The following is a 17722-nucleotide window of genomic DNA, read 5'->3' on the forward strand; positions in this document are numbered from 1 at the left end:
CGTGAGCAGGCCAGCGGATGACCCGATCAGTGAACTGAGCGCAGCCGGGTTGGGTGGTTTCCAGATCACCGACACCGAGCTGGCCGACTCGGTCAAGCAGGGCATGGCTCGCGTCGAGCAGCTGCTGCACCACGAGGTGCAGAGCGACCTCGACTTCGCCACGCGCACTTCGCTGCACCTGGTGGATGCGGGCGGGAAGCGCTTCCGCCCGCTGTTCGTCCTGCTCGCCGCTCAGTTCGGCGACCCCACGAGCGACGAGGTCGTCAAGTCCGGCGCTGTGGTGGAGATGATCCACCTCGCGACCCTCTACCACGACGACGTGATGGACGAGGCCACCATGCGGCGGGGCGCGACCAGCGCCAACGCCCGCTGGGACAACTCCGTCGCGATCCTCACCGGCGACTTCCTGTTCGCCAAGGCCTCCCAGCTGATCGCCGACCTCGGCGCCGAGGCGGTCCGCCGGATGGCGGCCACCTTCGAGGCCCTGGTCACCGGGCAGATGCGGGAGACCGAGGGGGTCGGCGAGGACGATGACGCCGTCGACTTCTACCTCAGGGTGATCTACGAGAAGACCGGTTCGCTGATCGCGACCGCCGGCCGGTTCGGCGCCTGGTTCTCCGGGGCGGACGAGGCGACCATCGAGTCGCTGGAGCGCATCGGCAAGCTGATCGGCACCGGGTTCCAGATCTCCGACGACATCATCGACATCGCCTCGCCGTCGAGGGAATCCGGCAAGACCCCCGGCACCGACCTGCGCGAGGGCGTCAAGACGCTGCCGATGCTCTACGCGCTGGCCGACGAGAGCTGCCCGTCCCGGTTGCGCGAGCTGCTGGGGCGTCCGCTGTCCACCGACGCCGAGGTCGCCGAGGCCCTGGGGCTGCTGCGCGAATCGCGCGGTCTGGAGCGGACTCGCGGCACGCTGCAGGAGTTCGCCGACGACGCCCGCAAGGAACTCGCCTCCCTGCCCGACGTGCCGGCCAGGGAGGCGCTGTCCTCCCTCGTCGACTACGTGGTCGCCCGCACCTGGTGATGTGCTGCTGTCAACGCGCGGTCTGTCTTGAACCCGCCGTCTGAGTCACGAGCGGGTCAAGGAGGTACCGGGTTGGCTCGCACGCGTGGTAGGAACCCGGGTGTGACCGGCGGAGCTGCTGGAGCCCCGGAGGAGGGACATCTCTCGTGATCACCTGGCTGTTCACCCAGGTGTGGCTGTGGAGCCTCGCCGCTTTCCTGTTCGGCGCGCTCGTCACCTGGGCGTTGTTCGTCAGGCCGTTGCGGCGCAGGCTCAAGGCTGAGCTGGCCAGGCCGCGCTACGCCGAACCCGTCTACGACGAGCCGATCTACGACGAGACGGTCTACGAGACCTACGAGGACGAGCCGGTCACCGAGCACCGGTCGCTGGACCTGCTGGAGCAGCGCTCGCCTCAGTGGGAGGCGCCGGAGGAACAGCGCTCGCCCCAGTGGGAAGCCCCGGAGGAACAGCGCTCGCCCCAGTGGGAGGCCCCGGAGGAGCAGCGCTCGCCCCAGTGGGAGGCGCCCGAGGAGCAGCGCGCGCCTCAGTGGGAAGCCCCCGAGGAGCAGGAGCTCGATGAGTGGGACCGCCGGCCGCGCCCGTGGGTCGCGACGGAGACGACGACCCGCTCCGCTCCGGTGGAGACGCAGCGCCTGCCGGAACCGGAGCCGGAACCCGAGCCGGAGGCGCCGTCCGGGGACAACACCTGGTTCCGCAACCCGGAGGTGGAGGAGCCCAGGACCGAGTCGCGCCCGTCGCAGTTCCCGCCGGGAGCCGACGCCGAGGAGGCCGATCAGCTCTCGGGCCAGCTCCGCTCGCTGTTCGAGCCGGAGTCCAGCGGTGACGCCGGGGTGCCCTACACGCCACCGATCGGCGCCGACGCCACGCAGGTCATCCCGTCCGTTCCCGGCGAGCAGCCGCAGGCGAGCGGCAGCCTGAACGGCGACGGTACCGAGGCCAAGCCGCTGCCGAAGCGCACTCCGCAGCCGCGCTCCGACTCGGTCGTGCAGGCCGACCCGCCGAACATCCCGGACTCTCTGCGGCAGCGCGTCGAGAGCGGTGAACCGCTCTCGCGCGGTGATGAGGGCGCGGAGCCCCCGGAGATCAACCTGGTCGACAACCCCGACGACTCCGCTCCGCTTCCCCGCCGGACCCCGGGCGCAGGCCCGCACCCGGGCCGCGACGCCAAGTGGGAGAAGCCGTCGGAGACCTCACAGGCGCAAGAACCCGTCCCGGACCGCCCGGAACCCCGCCGGGCCGGGGCCGAGGCTCCTCGCCCCGCGCCCGCTCAGGCCCCCGCCTCAGCAGGCCCGATGATCAAGGGGCATTCGGCGTCCCGCACGTACCACACCCCGGACTCCCCGCAGTACGACCAGATCAGCGCGGACGTCTGGTTCCGCACGCCCTCCGACGCCGAGATCGCCGGCTTCGAGTCCTGGAACCGCTCCTGAGCCCACCCGCGGTTCAGTCGGTCTGGGGCTGGCGTTCGAGCAGGCGCGAGAGGACGACGGTGGAGACCGTGCGGGAGATGAAGTCGACCTCGCGGAGCCGTTCCATCGCCTCCTCCAGGTGGTGGATGTCGGCCGCGCGCAGGTGCACGATGGCGTCCGCCTGCCCGGAGACCGTGTAGGCGGCGACGACCTCCGGCAGCGGTTCCAGCCCGGTCCGGATCCGGTGCGCGGGGACGTTGCCGTGGCAGTGGACCTCCACGAACGCCTCCGTTCCCCAGCCCAGCGCCTCGGGATCGACCACCGCGGTGAACCCCTGCAGAACGCCCTGGTCGAGCAGCTTGTCGACCCGTCGCTTCACCGCGGGCGCGGACAGTCCCACGTCCGAACCGATCTCCGCGTAGCTCGCGCGAGCGTCGGAAACCAGGTGCGAAATGATTCGTTGGTCCAAGGCGTCCATGCGCAACATTCTGCCGCAAATGACGAACGGAGCGGCGTTGATGGTAGGTATCCGTAGCGCTTAGATTTCGATTCATGACGGCAACTGCGGCGCGACCCGCCGAAACGCTCGCGGCCAAGCAGGCCACCACCCGCCACTTCCTGATGTGCCCGCCCGCGTACTTCACCGTCGAGTACGTGATCAACCCGTGGATGAACCCGGACGAACCGGTGGACGCGGCGCTGGCGATGGCGCAGTGGGAAGAGCTGAAGGACACCTACGTGCGGCTCGGTCACACCGTGGACACCATCGAGCCGCAGCCCGGCCTGCCCGACATGGTCTTCGCCGCGAATTCCGGCACGGTGATCGAGGGCCGCGTGCTCGGCTCGAAGTTCCGGGCTCCCGAGCGCGCCGCGGAGGCCGAGCACTTCCGCCGCTGGTTCGTCACCCGCGGCCACCGCGACCTGGTGATGCCGACCCGGATCAACGAGGCGGAGGGTGACTTCGCCTGGACCGGTGAGGTGCTGCTGGCCGGGACCGGGTTCCGCACCGACCCGGCAGCGCACGCCGAGGCGCAGGAGGCCCTGGGCGTTCCGGTCGTCTCGCTCAGCCTGGTCGACGAGCGCTACTACCACCTGGACACGGCACTGTTCGTGCTGGACAAGGGGCCGAACGCGCAGATCGCCTACTACCCCGGCGCCTTCTCCGAGGGCTCGCGCCGGGTGCTGGCGCGGATGTTCCCGGACGCGGTGATCGCCGACGAGGCCGACGCCTCCTGCCTGGGCCTCAACGGGGTCTCCGACGGCCACCACGTGGTGCTGCCGTTCGAGGCGACGGGCCTGGCCGGGCAGTTGGAGGAACGCGGGTACGAGGTGATCGGGCTCGACATCTCCGAGCTCCGCAAGTCCGGTGGCGGCCCCAAGTGCTGCACCATGGAACTGCACGCCTGAACCGGGAGAACGGCTGCGCGAGGTGCTCGTGCAGCCGTTCTCCGCGCAGTCACACCATGACTGCCTGAACGCCCAGCTCGATGCTGACCGTCGGGCCGACCACCGCGATGCCCTTGGCGAGCGTGGCCTGCCAGTTCACCGAGTAGTCCTCGCGGCGCAGGGTCGCCGTGGCGTCGCAGGCGACCCGCAGGTCGCCGTCGAACCCAGGACCCTGGAACGTGCGTTGCCCCAGGTAGACCGTGGACAGTTCCACCGGGCTCGTGGTACCGCGCAGGGTGAGGGAGCCGCTGACCTTCCAGCGGTCCGCGCGCACGTGGGTGAGCCGGTCGCTGCGGAAGTGGAGCTGCGGGTGCGACTCGACGTCGAGGAAGTCCGCCGACCGGAGGTGGTCGTCGCGCATCTTCACCCCGGTGTCGATGGAGGCGGCCTCCATGACGACCTCGATCCGGGAGTCCTCGAACCGCGGCGCCACGTCGATCACGCCGTCGAACCGCCGGAACTCCCCGTGGATCTTGGACAGCCCGATGTGCTGCGCGACGAACCGGATCTCGGTGTGGTACGGGTCGAACCGGTAGCGGCCGGGCTGCGGCAGCTGCAGCGAGTCGTCCGGCTCCACTCCGATGCTGCCGAGCGGGGAGTGCTGGTTGACCTGCACCTGAATCCGGGTGCTGTGGCGGCGGAAGCCGCCGGAGGTGAGCGACAACCGGTGGGTGCCGGGGGCGACGGCGAGGGCGAAGCCGCCGTAGGAGTCGGTCTTGGTCTCACCGATGACCTGGTTGAGACGGTCGACGATGGTGACGTTCACGTCGGGGAGGAGTGAGCCGCGATCGTCGTGCACCTGCCCGCTCACCAGACCGCTGTCCAGTGGCGTGGGGTGCAGGGAGAATCCGCCGCGGGGGGAGCGCGCCGGGGTGCCGGGGCTGGCCGACAACCGTCGGCGCAGCTTGGCGAGGACCATTGAGATTCCCTTCTGAGCATCCTCCGGGAGGGGGAAGCGGAGGAACGATTTCGGTTTCAATCACTGGGCATTTCAGCCTAGATCGACCATCGAGTTCACCCGATCGGAGGGCGTAGTTGCATTCCGCACATTCGTTGAGCGGAACCAGCCGTCGACGCCAAGCGTTTTCCAGTTGAATCACGGGCGGAGGCATGAGGTGCACAGTCATTTCAACGGTCTGAAGACCGCGGTGCTGCTCGGCGGGATGAGCGCGCTGGTGCTGCTGGTCGGTGCGATCTTCGGTCGGGCCGGACTGGTCATCGCGCTGGTCGTGGCGCTGGGCATGAACGGGTTCGCCTACTTCAACTCGGCGAAGCTGGCCTTGCGGTCGATGCACGCCAGGCCGGTCTCGGAAGCCGAGCAGCCGGCCGTGTACCGGATCGTGCGCGAGCTGGCGACCTCGGCGCGGCAGCCTATGCCCGCGCTGTACATCAGCCCGACCCGCGCCCCGAACGCGTTCGCGACCGGCCGCAACCCGCGCAACGCCGCGGTGTGCTGCACGACCGGGATCCTGGAGCTGCTCGACGAGCGCGAGCTGCGCGCCGTGCTCGGCCACGAGCTCTCGCACGTCTACAACCGCGACATCCTGATCTCCAGCGTGGCCGGAGCGCTGGCCAGCGTCGTGACGTTCCTGGCGAACTTCGGACTGCTCTTCGGCATGTTCGGCGGCAGCGACGAGGACCGCCCGAACCCGTTCGCGATGCTGCTGGTGGCCCTGCTGGGGCCGATCGCAGCGGCGGTGGTGCAGATGGCGGTCAGCCGGTCCCGGGAGTACCAGGCCGACGCGTCGGGCGCTCAGCTCACCGGCGATCCGCTGGCCCTGGCCTCGGCCCTGCGCAAGCTGCAGCTGGGGACGCAGGCGGCGCCGCTGGCCCCGGAACCGCAGCTGGTGTCGCAGTCGCACCTGATGATCGCCAACCCGTTCCGCCCGGGCGAGCGCTTGACCAGGTTCTTCTCGACGCACCCGCCGATGGACGAGCGCATCGCGCGGCTGGAGGGCATGGCGGGCAGGCAGCTACCCCCGATCCACTAGGCACCGGCCTTGCGGGCGACCTCCATCACGTACTCGCCGTACCCGGACTTGACCTGCTTGGCGCCGAGCTCGTAGCAGGCCTCGGCGGAGATGAAGCCCATCTTCAGCGCGATCTCCTCCAAGCAGGCGATCCGCACGCCGGTGCGGTGTTCGAGCACCTGCACGAACTGCCCGGCCTCCAGCAGCGAGTCGTGCGTCCCGGTGTCCAGCCAGGCGAAGCCGCGGCCGAGCTCGGTCAGGTGCGCGCTGCCTTCTCGCAGGTAGGCGAGGTTGACGTCGGTGATCTCCAGCTCGCCTCGCGGCGACGGGGAGAGTCCCTTGGCGATGTCGACGACGGCGTTGTCGTAGAAGTACAGCCCGGTGATCGCCATGTTCGACCTGGGTTCGGTGGGCTTCTCCACGATCGACAGCAGCTTGCCGTCCGCGTCGACCTCGCCGACCCCGTACCGCTGCGGATCCCGCACGGGATACCCGAACAGGGTGCATCCGCGCAGGTCACGAACGCAGTCGCGGAGGATTCCGGAGAAGCCCTGGCCGTAGAAGATGTTGTCGCCGAGCACCAGCGCGACGGATTCGTCGGAGACGAAGTCGGCCCCGATGACGAAGGCTTCCGCCAGCCCGTTGGGCTGCGGCTGCTCGGCGTAGGAGATCTCCAGCCCGAACTGCGATCCGTCGCCCAGTAAACGCCGGAAGAGCGGCAGGTCGGACGGGGTGGAGATCAGCAGGACCTCCCGGATGCCCGCGAGCATCAGCACCGAGATCGGGTAGTAGATCATCGGCTTGTCGTAGACCGGGAGAAGCTGCTTCGACACGGCCTGGGTGAGCGGGTGCAACCGAGTCCCGCTGCCTCCGGCCAGCACGATCCCCTTCACACAGCACCTTCCCGATCAGCCGGCGCGGCGTCCCCGCCCCGAACCCGACGACGAGCGTATCCGGGCGAGGCCGGGAGGGGACATCCGCGCAGCTCCGAGGCGGGTTCCCGCCAGGGCTGGGTGGGCGCCGGGCGGTTTTGGTCCGAACTGACCGGGCAAAAGGGACATCGATCATGGACGGTTCGGACCAAAACCGCCCCGAGGGTCTACCGGTAGTTCTCGAACTGCAGGGCGACGTCGAAGTCGGAGGACTTCAGCAGCGAGATGACGGCCTGCAGGTCGTCCTTCTTCTTGCCGGACACGCGCAGCGCGTCGCCCTGGATCTGAGCCTGGACGCCCTTCGGGGCCTCGTCGCGGACCTTCTTGGAGATCTTCTTCGCGATCTCCTGCGAGATGCCCTGCACGATCTTGCCGGTGACCTTGTAGATCTGGCCGGAACTCGCCGGTTCGCCCATGTCCAGGGCCTTCAGCGAGATGTTCCGCTTGATCAGCTTCTCCTTGAAGACCTCGATCGCGGCCTTGCAACGCTCCTCGGTCTCCGATTCCAGGACGACGGCGTCCTCACCGGACCAGGAGATCTTGGTTCCTGTGCCGCGGAAGTCGAACCGGTTGGCGAGCTCCTTGGCCGCCTGGTTCAGCGCGTTGTCCACCTCCTGGTGATCCACCTTGCTGACCACGTCGAAGGACGGGTTTGCCACCTTGACTACCTCCCGGTTGAGCCGCTGTTCAGGTCTGCCTGAACACGCTACCGGGATCCGAGGAGATCCCACTTGTTACCCGCGACGTCGCGGAAAACGACCACCCGGCCGTAGGGCTCGGTCCGGGGTTCGCCCAGGAACTCCACCCCGGCCTCGACCATCCGCCGGTACTGCGCGTCGAAGTCGTCGACCTGCAGGAAGAAGCCCACTCGGCCGCCCGTCTGGTTCCCCACGGCCGCCGCCTGCCGCTCCCCGTCCGCCTTCGCCAGCAGGACGCCCGTTCCCGCCTCCGGCGGCCGCACCACGACCCACCGCTTCTCCCGCCCGTCGTTGGTCAGCGAAGGTGAGTCCTCCACCAGCTCGAACCCCAGCACGTCCACGAAGAAAGCGATCGCCCGGTCGTAGTCGTCCACCACGAGAGAAACCAAAGAGATCCGCATCAACCCATCCTCCACCCAGCCAACACCCGGTGGAACCGGATCAGCCCGAGCCCACCCCTCCCCCAGGACGTACCGGATTACCCCGGTAATCAGGAGGCGGATTACCGCCGTAATCAGGTCCCCGAACACGGCCGTAATCCGGGGGCGGAGCCCGCCGTCATCGTGAAACTTGCACGAGGTCGACATCAGCGACCGTCTCCTGCTGCGCCTCAGCACCGGCTGAAGACCGGCTGGGGTGAGCAGGCCCCATCCGGACAGCGCGAATCGAGCGCAGCTCGTCGAAAAGTCGTCATGCCGAGCCGGTTTGATCCGGACAACGCGAAGGCCATGCCCGCTGCGTGGCAAGTCACTCACAGGGGTGAACCGCCTCGACATGCGGGCGAGGCCGCCTACCGTCGGCCTATGCCCTTACCGGGTGATGAGGATCGGATTCCGTGGCGGGTCGTGTGCGACCAGGCCGCATCCGCGATGACGGTGCTCGACCTGGAGGGGCGCTTCCTCTACGTCAACCAGGCTCTGTGCCGTCTCCTCGGCTACGAGCGGGACGAGATCGTCGAGAACCACCGCCACCACTACATCCACCCTGACGACACGGTGGGGCTCGACATGATCGGCGACGTGCTCGCGGAGCCCTCGGGCGAGGTCTCCCACGAGTTCCGCTGCGTGTGCGCCGACGGGCGGGTCATCTGGTTGCTCCTGTCCGCCTCGGTCATCCGGGACGACGAAGATCGTCCGCTGTTCATCGTGACCCACGCGCAGGACATCACCGACCGGCACGAATCCAACGACCGATGGCAGGGGACGTTCGCCAACGCTCCCATCGGGATGGCTCTGCTGGACGCGCACGGGGTTTGGACAGAGGTCAACGCCGCCTTGTGCGAGTTGCTCGGTTACAGCCACGACGAGCTGGTGGACCTGGATCCCACCGACCTCACCTACCCGGACGAGGAGGCGAGCGCGGCGTTCGCCGATGTCTTCGAGGGGCGCATAGACCGGGTGAGCGTCGAAACCCGCTACCGGCACAAGGCCGGGTACCCGGTCTGGCTGCTCATCCGGGTCAGCGCGGTACCAGGCCCGGAGGGCGCGCCGGTGTGCGTGGTCGGCCAGTACGAGGAGATCGGTGATCGGCGCATGTCGGACGAGCACCTCGCGCACTTGGCCCTGCACGATCCGCTGACCGGGCTGGCCAACCGCGCCCTGTTGGCCGATCGGCTGGATCACGCACTAGCGGAACTACCACGCGACGGGGGCGTGCTGGCCGTGATGCTGGTGGACCTCGACAAGCTGAAGGAGACCAACGACCGCCACGGGCACGCCGTCGGCGATCAGCTCCTGATCTCGGCGGGTGATGCGCTGCTGCACGCCGCGCGGACCGGTGACACCGTGGCCCGCGTCGGGGGAGACGAGTTCGTGGTGGTCAGCCGCGTGCCCGATCTCGCGGCGGCGGAGGTGCTTCGCGACTGCGTGGAGAAATACCTCAAGACCGACGTCGTCGTGTCGGGCTGCCGGGTTTCCCTGCAGGCGAGCGTCGGGCTTGCCACCACGACCTTCCCGGCGCTCTCCCGCGTGGAGCTGCTGGACGCCGCCGACCGCGACATGTACGTCCGCAAAGCTCGGAGCCGAAGCTAGAGGGCCTGAACTTTGTGCCGCGCATTTGGCGCGGCTCGTCGTACATGGCCGGACTGCAAAGCTTCTCGGCTGGTCGGCTGTCGGCTCAGCGTTGGTAGCTGTAGCGGTAGCTGCCGTACGGCGTGGTGCAGGTGGTGGTGTCGCCCTTCTGCACGCAGCTGGTGCCCGGAGCCCGGTAGCTGAAGGAGCCCTCGTCACGCGGGGTCTTCGAATTGGGTTTCTGCGTCGTGGACTTGTTCGTCTTCTTGGAGATCACGGGCTGCTCGGAGATCACCTCGCCGTCGCGGGTGATGACCAACTCCTTGGAGTTGATGGTGTAGACGTGGCCATCGTTCTCCTCGGTCTCGTACGTCCCGGCGGAGATGCGATCGGCAGGAAGGGTGATCGACCCGGCCGCGCTGGAGCCGCGGTAGTAGACCTGCCCGGAGATTTTGCACAGCTGCACGCGCGACTGCTTGGTCCGATACGTCGCAAAGCAGTTGTCCCGCTTCTCCTGAACTGCCGAGCTCTGCGACTGGGCAGGCTGAATCGAGGGGTCAGCTGCAGCGGCCGTAGTCCCGAGGCACAGGAATGAGCCCGCCAGGGTTAGGGCGACGAGAGATTTGCGCATCGGTAATCACCTCAAGGCCAGACTCGGCAAAGTGCGTCGGCGGGTGAAGAGCCGAAGGGCCTCGGGAGGGCTGGCCAGCCGGGCGCAGGCTTGCGCTGTGAAAACGCTGTGATCAGCTTCGGACTTGTCCAAGCCGCATTGGGTGTGTCCAGACATTGTCCAGAAGCTCTCGTACTGAGCCGCCGGGAGTCGTACACAGCCGGACAACGCGAAACGGCCCCCTGACCGCTTCAAAGCTGGTCAGGGGGCCGTTTTCGGTGGGTGCCGGGTGGAGGATTCGAACCTCCGAAGGCAATGCCGGCTGATTTACAGGCTCTCTGCTGAATGTGTGCTGACCAGGAACTTTTCATCCTGGTTCGTCGCTTTGACCGTGTATTTGCCGTACCCGTTTCGTGCGCCGTGCGCCGCCGACGGTGTGGCCACCGGGATGTCACCGCGCCTCCGCTGCTGCAGCGGGTCACCCGGGTACGACGGCAACCACCACGGAGTGTCACCTATTGCGGTTACCCTCCGCCTATGGATCTTGGAATCAGGCGCGACGTGCGCACCGACCTGACACAGCTGATTGACCTGGCCAGCTTGTTGGTCTGGTCCGATGACGACAACAAGTGCGGCGTGCGGCACCACACCGAGGACCAAGAGAAGGTCTTGGATGCCTCCGAGGAACGCCTCGCGCTACACGGGCTGGGACAGCACATCGCCGGCGCTGGCGAATGGCTGGAGGAGCCCATTGTGAACAGCGATGCCTTCGCCGACGCGATGGACCTGCCGCTCATCGCCTTCAACGTCGCCGCCGGCTGCAGCGAGCCCGTCCGGTCGGTGCTGGGCGAGATCATCGCGCGCGAGTCCGTGGTGGGCCTGTGGAACGAGCACACCAGCACCTCGCCGCTGCAGGTGTTCGATGCCTGGGCAGAACAAGTCCGGGCCGTGTCCATCCGCCTCGCCGCTGCTTTCCGGCATCGCTACAACACCTCCGCCAAGCCCTGGTCTCCGTGACCTCCTGACCCGGCGAGCGCTTTGCCTCTGCACCGACCGGTGCGGAGGTGAGCGTAGCTCGCCGGCGGAATCGGCTGCGGGTCAGCGCTGCGGCGGGTCCTGGATCTCGGGTTCGTACTCGACCGAGATGACGACCTCTTCGTCGTGCGGGCAGTGGCCGACCGCGCGGTGCTGTTTCGGCATTCCCAGGTCGCAGAAGGCCGCCCATGCCCGCAGGGTCGCGTGCGGGGCGGGGTCGACGTCCGGCACGCGACCAGCCAGTGCGCGGGACAAGCCCGACGAGATGGTCCAGGTCAGGGGCGGCAGTCCCAACCGGTCGGCCTCGGCCAGCATTTCCGCAAGCGCACTGGTGGTTTGGCGCTGCGCGGCCCGGTCGAGTGCGGCGCGCTCGGTGTCGATCAGGTTCGTTGAGCTCATGCAGCGATCTTCTCGCGCCACTGCCACCGGAGGGCTGTTCATCGGGGGACGTGTCGCCCCGGATCAAGCGGCGGCCTTCGGGTTCCCCAGCCCCGGTGAGCTTTCGTTGCTGTTGAATGGCCCTGCCTGGGGGCGGGTCATCGTCGATGTCAGTGGACTGGCGGGCGGCAAGCGGCCGTCCTTCCGCCCGCGCAGGCAGGTGGGGTTCAGTGTCGGCGGGCGGTGCCGAGTGTGAAGGGCCGAACGGCCTTGGATGGGCTCGCTGGCTGGGCGCAGGCTTGCGCTGTGAGGACGCTGTGGAACGGTGTGATCAGTTTCGGGCTGGTGGCGATCCCGGTCGGGTTGGCGGCGGCGACGGAGTCGCGCTCGATCAGCTTCCGGCAGGTGCACCGAACCGACGGGGCACGGGTGCGCCATGAGCGGGTCTGCACTGCGGAGGACCGTCGGGTGCCGTGGGAGGAGATCGCCAAGGGCTACGAGCTGCCCGACGGCCGGATGGTCGTGATGACTGAGGACGAGCTGGCGGAGTTGCCGCTGCCCAGTGCGCACACCGTCGAAGTGGCCGAGTTCGTCCCGGCCGGCGCGGTGGATCCAATCCTGTTCGACCGCTCGTACTTCCTGCAGCCGCACCAGGTCGCACTCAATGCATACAGCCTGCTGCGCGACGCCATGACCGACACCGGTCACGTGGGGCTGGGGCGGGTGGCGATCCGGACTCGGGAGCGGTTGGCGCTGCTGCGGCTCTATGGGCCGGGGATCAGTCTGGTCACGTTGTTGTGGCCGGATGAGGTGCGGGAACCGGATTTCGGATGGCTCACCGACCGGGCTCCGCAGCCCCGCGAGCAGGAGCAGCGGATGGCCGAACAGCTGGTGCTGTCGCTGTCGAGCACGACCTTCGATCCCACGACCTATCGGGACCACTCACGCGAGGCGCTGCAGGCGCTGATCGATGCCAAGCTCGCCCACCGCCAGATCGCCGTACCGGCGCCTCGCTCGCAGGAAGCTGCGGATCTGGAAGAGGCGCTGCGAGTCAGCCTCGACCAGGCCCGCCAGGCGCGCAGCGCTGGGCAGCGTGAGACCGGCTGAAGGAGTAGGGGCGAGCGGACGACGAAGCGCCCCGCGGCGCCTTGGTCAGGTGTCGCGGGGCGCTGTCGTGTCCACCGTCGGCACTTCCCCTACCTCGGTGAACGGGTGTGCTGTCGAGGCACACATCGGCAATACTAGACCACATGTTCGAACGCGTCCAAGCGCATCCGCCCTCACTTCCGGGTGACGATCGGGAGCGACGCCCACCGGTCCCGGTCCGCGTGGACCTCTCGGTCGTGTTCGCCATCCGGCCTGCAGAGCCCGGCTCAGAGTTGCCCGACGGATGGGACATGACGGCGACCGTGGACGGCGAGCTGGTCGCCTGGCGGCGAGACACTGGCGGTCGCTGGTGGGGTGAGGTCCGCATTCGTCTGCAGCGAGGCGTGGCACCTGGAGCTGGCGGGGTTCGGCACCTGTGGTGGGTGCCAGCGCACGCGGTGAACCCCTGCTCGCGCGGTTAGTTCTCGCTTTGCTGGGCTCTCAGCTGTTCGAGCACGTCTTCCCAGGTCCAGCGGTGGTGCCCACTCGGCAGGGTCAACGACGGCTTGAGCTTCCCCTCACGGACATAGCGGGCGAGCGTACTCGGGTTGATTCCGAGACGCTTCGCGACCTGACCTGACGTCAGTAGCTCGTCCGCCACGAATCGGACCGTATGCGTCCCTTCGAGTGAACGCTCATCGTCTGCCATGTATGCAGTGATCAAGCTCTATACTCGCGTTCACCACGATTGCCACGGTTGTCCGATTTGGGGTGGGCGAGGTGGAGCTAGACGTTGTACTGATCGACAATCGGGAGTGGTACGTCTGCCCGGTTAGAGGGCATCGCTGCGGTCGCGTTTTGGTGGACCTTGGCGCGATGGGTCTGGATGCGCTCGACTGGCACGTTCGTAGCGCTCACCGGCTGGCCCTCTCGATTCGCCCAGACTCCACCAACGCGAGGAGTGCCAAGCAGGTGACTCAAGCGCCGCGTGATGAAGAGGCGGGCTAGGCCGGATGATTGCGGACGTGCGGCCCAATCCCTAGGAAAGGGCCGTTCAGGCCGTCTATGGAGCTCTCAGCTGTCCATGAGAGCGCCTGTGGCGGCACTGCCGCTTCCTGGCATGTGGAAGGACCGTATGTCGCCTAGGCAGCCGCGCGGTCGGGCCGTAGCCTGCTGGAGCGAGCCGAGGAGGAGCAGCGCTTGATGGAGAACGCGACGTTCACGCCGCAGACCACCCGCCAAGTTCTGGAGACCGCTTGCGAGTGCGCCGGCGTCGACCCCCGTGGTGCAGAGCTAGTGCGCATGGGCGAGAACGCGATGTTCCGCCTCGCCTCCGCCCCGATCATTGCCCGCGTGGGGCGGTCGATCACGGCCGGCCGCAAAGAGGCCCGCATCGCTACATGGCTCGCCTCACACCAGTTCCCGGCAGCACAGCTTGCCCCAACCGACCGCGAGTTCGTGACGGTCGGGGATCTCGTGGTGACCTTCTGGGAGTTCATCGAAGAGAGCGATGAACCGGTCAGCTCCGGCGAGCTGGGCGAGGTGCTGCGGCGCTTGCACTCCATCCCGGAGCCTTCCGACCTTGCATTGCCGTTCTTCGAGCCCATGCCGAAGATTGGAAGCCGCCTCAAGGCAATCGGCGGCGCTCTCTCCGAAGAAGAGCGGGACTTCCTCGGTACCCGGAAGGACGAGCTCGACGAGCAGTTCGCCGGCCTGAACTTCCGACTCGGATTCGGGCCAGTGCACGGCGACTTCCACAAGGCCAACCTGATGCGCGACCGAAACGGCACCGTCAAGGTCATCGACTTCGAGGACTTCTGCTGGGGGCCGCGCGAATGGGACGCTTGCGTGGAAGCCGTCCGGTACCAAGCTCTTGGCTGGCTCAGTGACGACGAGTACGCCGCCTACGTCAAGGCCTACGGCTTCGACCCGCTGAAATGGGACGGTTTCCCCGTGATCAGGGCGATCCGGGAGCTTAATATGACCACCTGGCTTGCCCAGCAGATCGGACAGTCACCGGAGATCGACGACGAAGTGCACAAACGGATCGCCGATCTCCGTGACACTGAACGTCCACGTCATTGGCGGACCTTCTAGCCTTCAGGCTCACTGTCTAGTGCGCTATCGTTGGTAACTAATATTCCCCATCGGCCCCCGTGCTCGTCTAAGAGATCAATGTCCTGGGTAAACCAGCCCCTTGGCCACGTCCATTCTGTGTCGCTGTCCAAATCAAGCCGAGCCAAAGAGCTGTAGAAGGACGGTTCTTCGTCGAAGCATGCTCCGGTGAAATCGGCACCCTCGTGGAATCGCGCCTCACTGAAAAGGGCCCGTTCCCAGAACCGCGCGTTGCTGAACCTAGCGAACTCATAAAAATTGACAGAGGGAAACCATCCGAGCCAGAAATGGGCCCCTTCAAATTCGACGGAGCTATGGAACTGCGCTTCCCCGAACATCGCAACGTTGCACTTTGATCCCCGGAACATTGCGTGGCCATGAAACTGTGCTTCTGTGAAATTAGCAGAATTCACCTCGCACCCCGTGAAGCTCCACCAGTGCAGGTTGGCGCCAGACAGGTCGATGCTCCTGTCGGCCCAGAAGCTGGTGTTCGAAGGGTTGCCGTTTTCGTCGCGCTGTGGTTGCAGATGGCGGGTGAGTATGCGCTGGGCTGTAAGGCGTACTTGACGTTCTTGCTGTTGCTGTAAATGCAGATCTGGCGACAGTGCTGTCAGGGCGGCAAGGGGAGCAGGGGCGAGGTCAACCACTAACGCTTGGGGTGAACCGTCGGGTTTGTGGTCGTTCTGCCCGTCTTTTGCGGGCGCCACGGAATTTGCGATGCTGACGTCTGGCATGCGTAGGTAAGCGCAAAGCAGGTTCACAATTGTCTGACGAAGGTCTTCATTGGCATCACCCAAACGCGAGAGAGCGTACATTCCGGCCATGCGAACTGGCGCCTTGTCTGAAGCCAGTTGTTCAGCGGCAGCGGTATACAGCTCGGTCGCGCGGCGTTCGTTAGCGTCGTGGCGATTGTCGTCTGCGACGCGATCCCTCTGAAGCAAGTCCAACTCGCTCACCCGCTGTCGCCGGGCTGCTAGCAACAACGCTGCTACTCCACCCGTCCCGACGACAACGCTTCCCGCAAGCCTAATGGATTCAAGCTTGATCCGGTTCTGTTCAATTGCCGTCGGGTCTCCGCTTCCGTACCTGGTGACAAGCCACCATGTCGCGAGCAAGCCGACCGCGACGAGGCCGGTCATACTGACCCAGATTGCCCAGCCAGGAATTTCCCGCAAGAGGGGTTTCTTTACATCATTGCCTTGACCCGGTTCGTTGCTCGGTCGCCTGCGCGTGGCCACAGCGGAACCGGCGAGCACAGTCAGGCCGATGATGCCGAGAGCGGTCAACAGCGTTCGCCAGTTAACCGGTAGGTAGCCACTGACAGCGGCGTATACGGGCCGTGGAATCCAGACGAGGACGGTGGCGAGTACAAGGGCAGCGCCTAGCCACCAACGCCAGCCCACTCGGTGTTGTCTACTTTCATGAGAGCCAAGCACAACAGAATGATCACACTTGGCGGCCCGTGTGTGCGTGCGATTACGTGAAGCGCACTAGTCCTGGGTAGCGGCGTACGACTCGAACTCCTCGACCACTGGCGAGTCAGAATGCTGTCGTAGGCGCTGGCGGAACTCGTCTAGGTAGGAGTTGACGCGGTAGGACTTCAGGCCGGCGGCCGTGTCGACGACTTCGCGGGCGACGGTGACGGCCTGCTCTACCTCGTTGGCCTGGAGATATGACGTGGCGAGCACGGTGCGGCAGAAGGACAAGCTGCGGACGTACAGGCTTTCAGAGACCTCAATGGACTTGGCCGCGTGTTCGGTCGCGAGGTCGGGTTTGTCGAGGTCGCGGAAGCAGTGAGCAAACTCGGCGTTGAGCTCGGCGAGGTCGAAGTACCGGATCCACTCCGGGTCATCGTCGGGGTTGCTGGAGCTGAGCCACTTCTCGGCTTCCAGCATCGCAGCGGTTGCTTCTTGCTCGTTGCCCTGCGAAGAGAGCGCGCGAGCCTCCATCGAATGGAAGAGCGCCATCGCAGTAGGGGTGGCCTGCCCGCGGGCGCCCTGAGCTGCACCGCGGGCGAGGTGCACTGCCTGTTCGTAGTAGCCGAGGAAGTTGGCCTGGTGGCTCATGCCCGCGAGAATGCGGCCGGCCAAAGCGCGGTCGCCGGCTGCCTTGGCCAGACGGAACGCCTGGTGAAGGTACCGCTGCGCAAGAGCGTGCTGACCAGTGTCGTAACAGGTCCAGCCCGCCAACCGCGTAAGCGCTGCGACCTCCTGGAAGTACCGTCGTCCCAGCTCAGTGTCCGGTTGCACGTGTGGCAGCAACGGGAGAACTTCGCTTTCCAGGTATTGCGCGACCAGGGGCTTGGGGCGACCACCGCCGTAGCGGTAGTCGTAGTTGGCGAACATCGAGGTGGCGTCCTTCACCGCCTGGACGTCGAACTCGCTGATAGGCCGTGGTTCCACCGGCTTCGACTTCTCGCCATCGCTGCCGAACATCCACTTGACCAGGAGATTGCTCCACGCTGCGGGGACAACGAGCAGCTTGTCCGCCTGTCCGTTCGGCCGGAGGTCGAACTCTGCGAGGCGCGTCAGCGTCGTCACCGAATCGGACAGGGTCTCGGGGTATTCGAGGGTGTCGTCGACGTTTTCGGCCGGCACTTCGCCGTACCCGACGTCATCGACAGTGACAGGCCGTCCGAGCGCGTTGGAGAGCACTCGAACCAACACATGGCAGGTGCGGGCCTTCGGGCGCCGTGTCTCCCCGCGCAGCCACTTGTCGACGTTGGTGTGCGTAGGCGCGATGGGATCGCCGCCATCGATGTTGCTGAGGTCGGTCATGCGCTTGGCGAGGCCCTTGTTGGTCAGGCCGGCCTCGCGCATCAGCGCAGCTAGTCGACGGTTCGGTTCCTTCGCAGCCATGATCGTGCCCCTCCTCCAGGTAGTAAAACACGTGTACTGGCCGGGAGGGGGCACACGAGGCACACGGCATGTGCCCCCTGTGCGCCAATGCGCCCTGTTTTGTGCACTGATGTGTTAGCGCTGCGGCGGCGATTCTTGAGTCATGA

General features: G+C 66.6%; 18 protein-coding genes. 8 read left to right on the top strand and 10 right to left on the bottom strand.

The genetic code is table 11. The features are described 5' to 3' along the window. The first annotated feature begins 1 nt into the window (after position 1). Both AB0J91_RS21655 and AB0J91_RS21660 read left to right on the top strand, forming a co-directional pair. Positions 2 to 1030, top strand: a complete 1029-nt coding sequence (locus tag AB0J91_RS21655) for a polyprenyl synthetase family protein (RefSeq protein ID WP_363871700.1) — start codon at positions 2 to 4, stop codon at positions 1028 to 1030. Between the two features lie 146 nt (positions 1031 to 1176). Then, entirely contained in the window at positions 1177 to 2460 is a 1284-nt protein-coding gene (locus AB0J91_RS21660) for a hypothetical protein (protein WP_363871703.1), read from the top strand. Positions 2461 to 2473: 13 nt separating this feature from the next. On the opposite strand, the gene AB0J91_RS21665 is transcribed toward AB0J91_RS21660, so the two are convergent. Then, positions 2474 to 2917: an Lrp/AsnC family transcriptional regulator gene (locus tag AB0J91_RS21665; RefSeq protein WP_363786113.1), complete on the bottom strand. Its 444-nt coding sequence runs from the start codon at positions 2915 to 2917 to the stop codon at positions 2474 to 2476. Positions 2918 to 2991: 74 nt separating this feature from the next. Between AB0J91_RS21665 and ddaH the strand changes: the two genes are divergently transcribed. Further along, entirely contained in the window at positions 2992 to 3846 is an 855-nt protein-coding gene (ddaH, locus tag AB0J91_RS21670) for a dimethylargininase (protein WP_363871706.1), read from the top strand. A gap of 49 nt (positions 3847 to 3895) precedes the next feature. Here ddaH and AB0J91_RS21675 read toward each other — a convergent pair whose 3' ends face one another. Next, complete coding sequence (locus AB0J91_RS21675) at positions 3896 to 4804, bottom strand: YceI family protein (RefSeq protein WP_363871709.1); 909 nt, start codon at positions 4802 to 4804, stop codon at positions 3896 to 3898. 196 nt (positions 4805 to 5000) lie between these two features. Between AB0J91_RS21675 and htpX the strand changes: the two genes are divergently transcribed. Continuing rightward, positions 5001 to 5876: a zinc metalloprotease HtpX gene (htpX, locus tag AB0J91_RS21680; protein WP_363871712.1), complete on the top strand. Its 876-nt coding sequence runs from the start codon at positions 5001 to 5003 to the stop codon at positions 5874 to 5876. Here the strand turns inward: htpX and rfbA are convergent. The 3 genes from rfbA to AB0J91_RS21695 all read right to left on the bottom strand — a co-directional run bounded on the left by rfbA (position 5873) and on the right by AB0J91_RS21695 (position 7886). Next, positions 5873 to 6748, bottom strand: coding sequence for a glucose-1-phosphate thymidylyltransferase RfbA (gene rfbA, locus AB0J91_RS21685; RefSeq protein ID WP_363871715.1), 876 nt, complete (start codon positions 6746 to 6748; stop codon positions 5873 to 5875). The genes htpX and rfbA overlap by 4 nt on opposite strands. 206 nt (positions 6749 to 6954) lie before the next feature. Continuing rightward, the gene (locus AB0J91_RS21690) at positions 6955 to 7446 is read right to left on the bottom strand and encodes a YajQ family cyclic di-GMP-binding protein (RefSeq protein ID WP_210968354.1); all 492 of its coding nucleotides are present in this window, start codon (positions 7444 to 7446) and stop codon (positions 6955 to 6957) included. Positions 7447 to 7493: 47 nt separating this feature from the next. Beyond that, positions 7494 to 7886, bottom strand: a complete 393-nt coding sequence (locus AB0J91_RS21695) for a VOC family protein (RefSeq protein WP_363871718.1) — start codon at positions 7884 to 7886, stop codon at positions 7494 to 7496. Between the two features lie 402 nt (positions 7887 to 8288). On the opposite strand from AB0J91_RS21695, the gene AB0J91_RS21700 reads away from it, so the two are divergent. Then, positions 8289 to 9515, top strand: coding sequence for a PAS domain S-box protein (locus AB0J91_RS21700; RefSeq protein WP_363871721.1), 1227 nt, complete (start codon positions 8289 to 8291; stop codon positions 9513 to 9515). An 85-nt stretch (positions 9516 to 9600) separates the two neighbouring features. On the opposite strand, the gene AB0J91_RS21705 is transcribed toward AB0J91_RS21700, so the two are convergent. Continuing rightward, the gene (locus AB0J91_RS21705; protein ID WP_363871725.1) at positions 9601 to 9960 is read right to left on the bottom strand and encodes a hypothetical protein; all 360 of its coding nucleotides are present in this window, start codon (positions 9958 to 9960) and stop codon (positions 9601 to 9603) included. A gap of 681 nt (positions 9961 to 10641) precedes the next feature. On the opposite strand from AB0J91_RS21705, the gene AB0J91_RS21710 reads away from it, so the two are divergent. After that, positions 10642 to 11121 carry a hypothetical protein gene (locus AB0J91_RS21710; protein ID WP_363871728.1) on the top strand — a complete coding sequence of 160 codons (480 nt, stop codon included), beginning with the start codon at positions 10642 to 10644 and terminating at the stop codon, positions 11119 to 11121. An 81-nt stretch (positions 11122 to 11202) separates the two neighbouring features. Here AB0J91_RS21710 and AB0J91_RS21715 read toward each other — a convergent pair whose 3' ends face one another. Then, positions 11203 to 11538 carry a hypothetical protein gene (locus tag AB0J91_RS21715; protein WP_363871731.1) on the bottom strand — a complete coding sequence of 112 codons (336 nt, stop codon included), beginning with the start codon at positions 11536 to 11538 and terminating at the stop codon, positions 11203 to 11205. 285 nt (positions 11539 to 11823) lie between these two features. On the opposite strand from AB0J91_RS21715, the gene AB0J91_RS21720 reads away from it, so the two are divergent. Further along, entirely contained in the window at positions 11824 to 12624 is an 801-nt protein-coding gene (locus tag AB0J91_RS21720; RefSeq protein WP_363871734.1) for a Ku protein, read from the top strand. Positions 12625 to 13081: 457 nt separating this feature from the next. On the opposite strand, the gene AB0J91_RS21725 is transcribed toward AB0J91_RS21720, so the two are convergent. Then, positions 13082 to 13312: a MerR family DNA-binding transcriptional regulator gene (locus AB0J91_RS21725; RefSeq protein ID WP_363871736.1), complete on the bottom strand. Its 231-nt coding sequence runs from the start codon at positions 13310 to 13312 to the stop codon at positions 13082 to 13084. A gap of 494 nt (positions 13313 to 13806) precedes the next feature. Here AB0J91_RS21725 and AB0J91_RS21730 point away from each other — a divergent pair, with 494 nt between their 5' ends. Continuing rightward, the gene (locus AB0J91_RS21730) at positions 13807 to 14700 is read left to right on the top strand and encodes an aminoglycoside phosphotransferase family protein (RefSeq protein ID WP_363871738.1); all 894 of its coding nucleotides are present in this window, start codon (positions 13807 to 13809) and stop codon (positions 14698 to 14700) included. Here the strand turns inward: AB0J91_RS21730 and AB0J91_RS21735 are convergent. Next, entirely contained in the window at positions 14697 to 16121 is a 1425-nt protein-coding gene (locus AB0J91_RS21735; protein ID WP_363871741.1) for a pentapeptide repeat-containing protein, read from the bottom strand. The genes AB0J91_RS21730 and AB0J91_RS21735 overlap by 4 nt on opposite strands. Positions 16122 to 16208: 87 nt before the next feature. Continuing rightward, positions 16209 to 17576, bottom strand: a complete 1368-nt coding sequence (locus AB0J91_RS21740; RefSeq protein WP_363871744.1) for a hypothetical protein — start codon at positions 17574 to 17576, stop codon at positions 16209 to 16211. Positions 17577 to 17722: the final 146 nt, after the last annotated feature.

Source organism: Saccharopolyspora sp. NPDC049357 (genome assembly GCF_040677225.1).
In the GTDB taxonomy this organism is placed as follows: domain Bacteria; phylum Actinomycetota; class Actinomycetes; order Mycobacteriales; family Pseudonocardiaceae; genus Saccharopolyspora.

Bases quoted from the DNA above. Each gene is read 5' to 3' on its own strand.
- AB0J91_RS21665 (WP_363786113.1), bottom strand. From the start codon at position 2,917: ATGGACGCCTTGGACCAACGAATCATTTCGCACCTGGTTTCCGACGCT.
- AB0J91_RS21725 (WP_363871736.1), bottom strand. From the start codon at position 13,312: ATGGCAGACGATGAGCGTTCACTCGAAGGGACGCATACGGTCCGATTC.
- ddaH (WP_363871706.1), top strand. From the start codon at position 2,992: ATGACGGCAACTGCGGCGCGACCCGCCGAAACGCTCGCGGCCAAGCAG.
- AB0J91_RS21675 (WP_363871709.1), bottom strand. From the start codon at position 4,804: ATGGTCCTCGCCAAGCTGCGCCGACGGTTGTCGGCCAGCCCCGGCACC.
- AB0J91_RS21700 (WP_363871721.1), top strand. From the start codon at position 8,289: ATGCCCTTACCGGGTGATGAGGATCGGATTCCGTGGCGGGTCGTGTGC.
- AB0J91_RS21695 (WP_363871718.1), bottom strand. From the start codon at position 7,886: ATGCGGATCTCTTTGGTTTCTCTCGTGGTGGACGACTACGACCGGGCG.
- AB0J91_RS21710 (WP_363871728.1), top strand. From the start codon at position 10,642: ATGGATCTTGGAATCAGGCGCGACGTGCGCACCGACCTGACACAGCTG.
- AB0J91_RS21740 (WP_363871744.1), bottom strand. From the start codon at position 17,576: ATGGCTGCGAAGGAACCGAACCGTCGACTAGCTGCGCTGATGCGCGAG.
- AB0J91_RS21730 (WP_363871738.1), top strand. From the start codon at position 13,807: ATGGAGAACGCGACGTTCACGCCGCAGACCACCCGCCAAGTTCTGGAG.
- AB0J91_RS21715 (WP_363871731.1), bottom strand. From the start codon at position 11,538: ATGAGCTCAACGAACCTGATCGACACCGAGCGCGCCGCACTCGACCGG.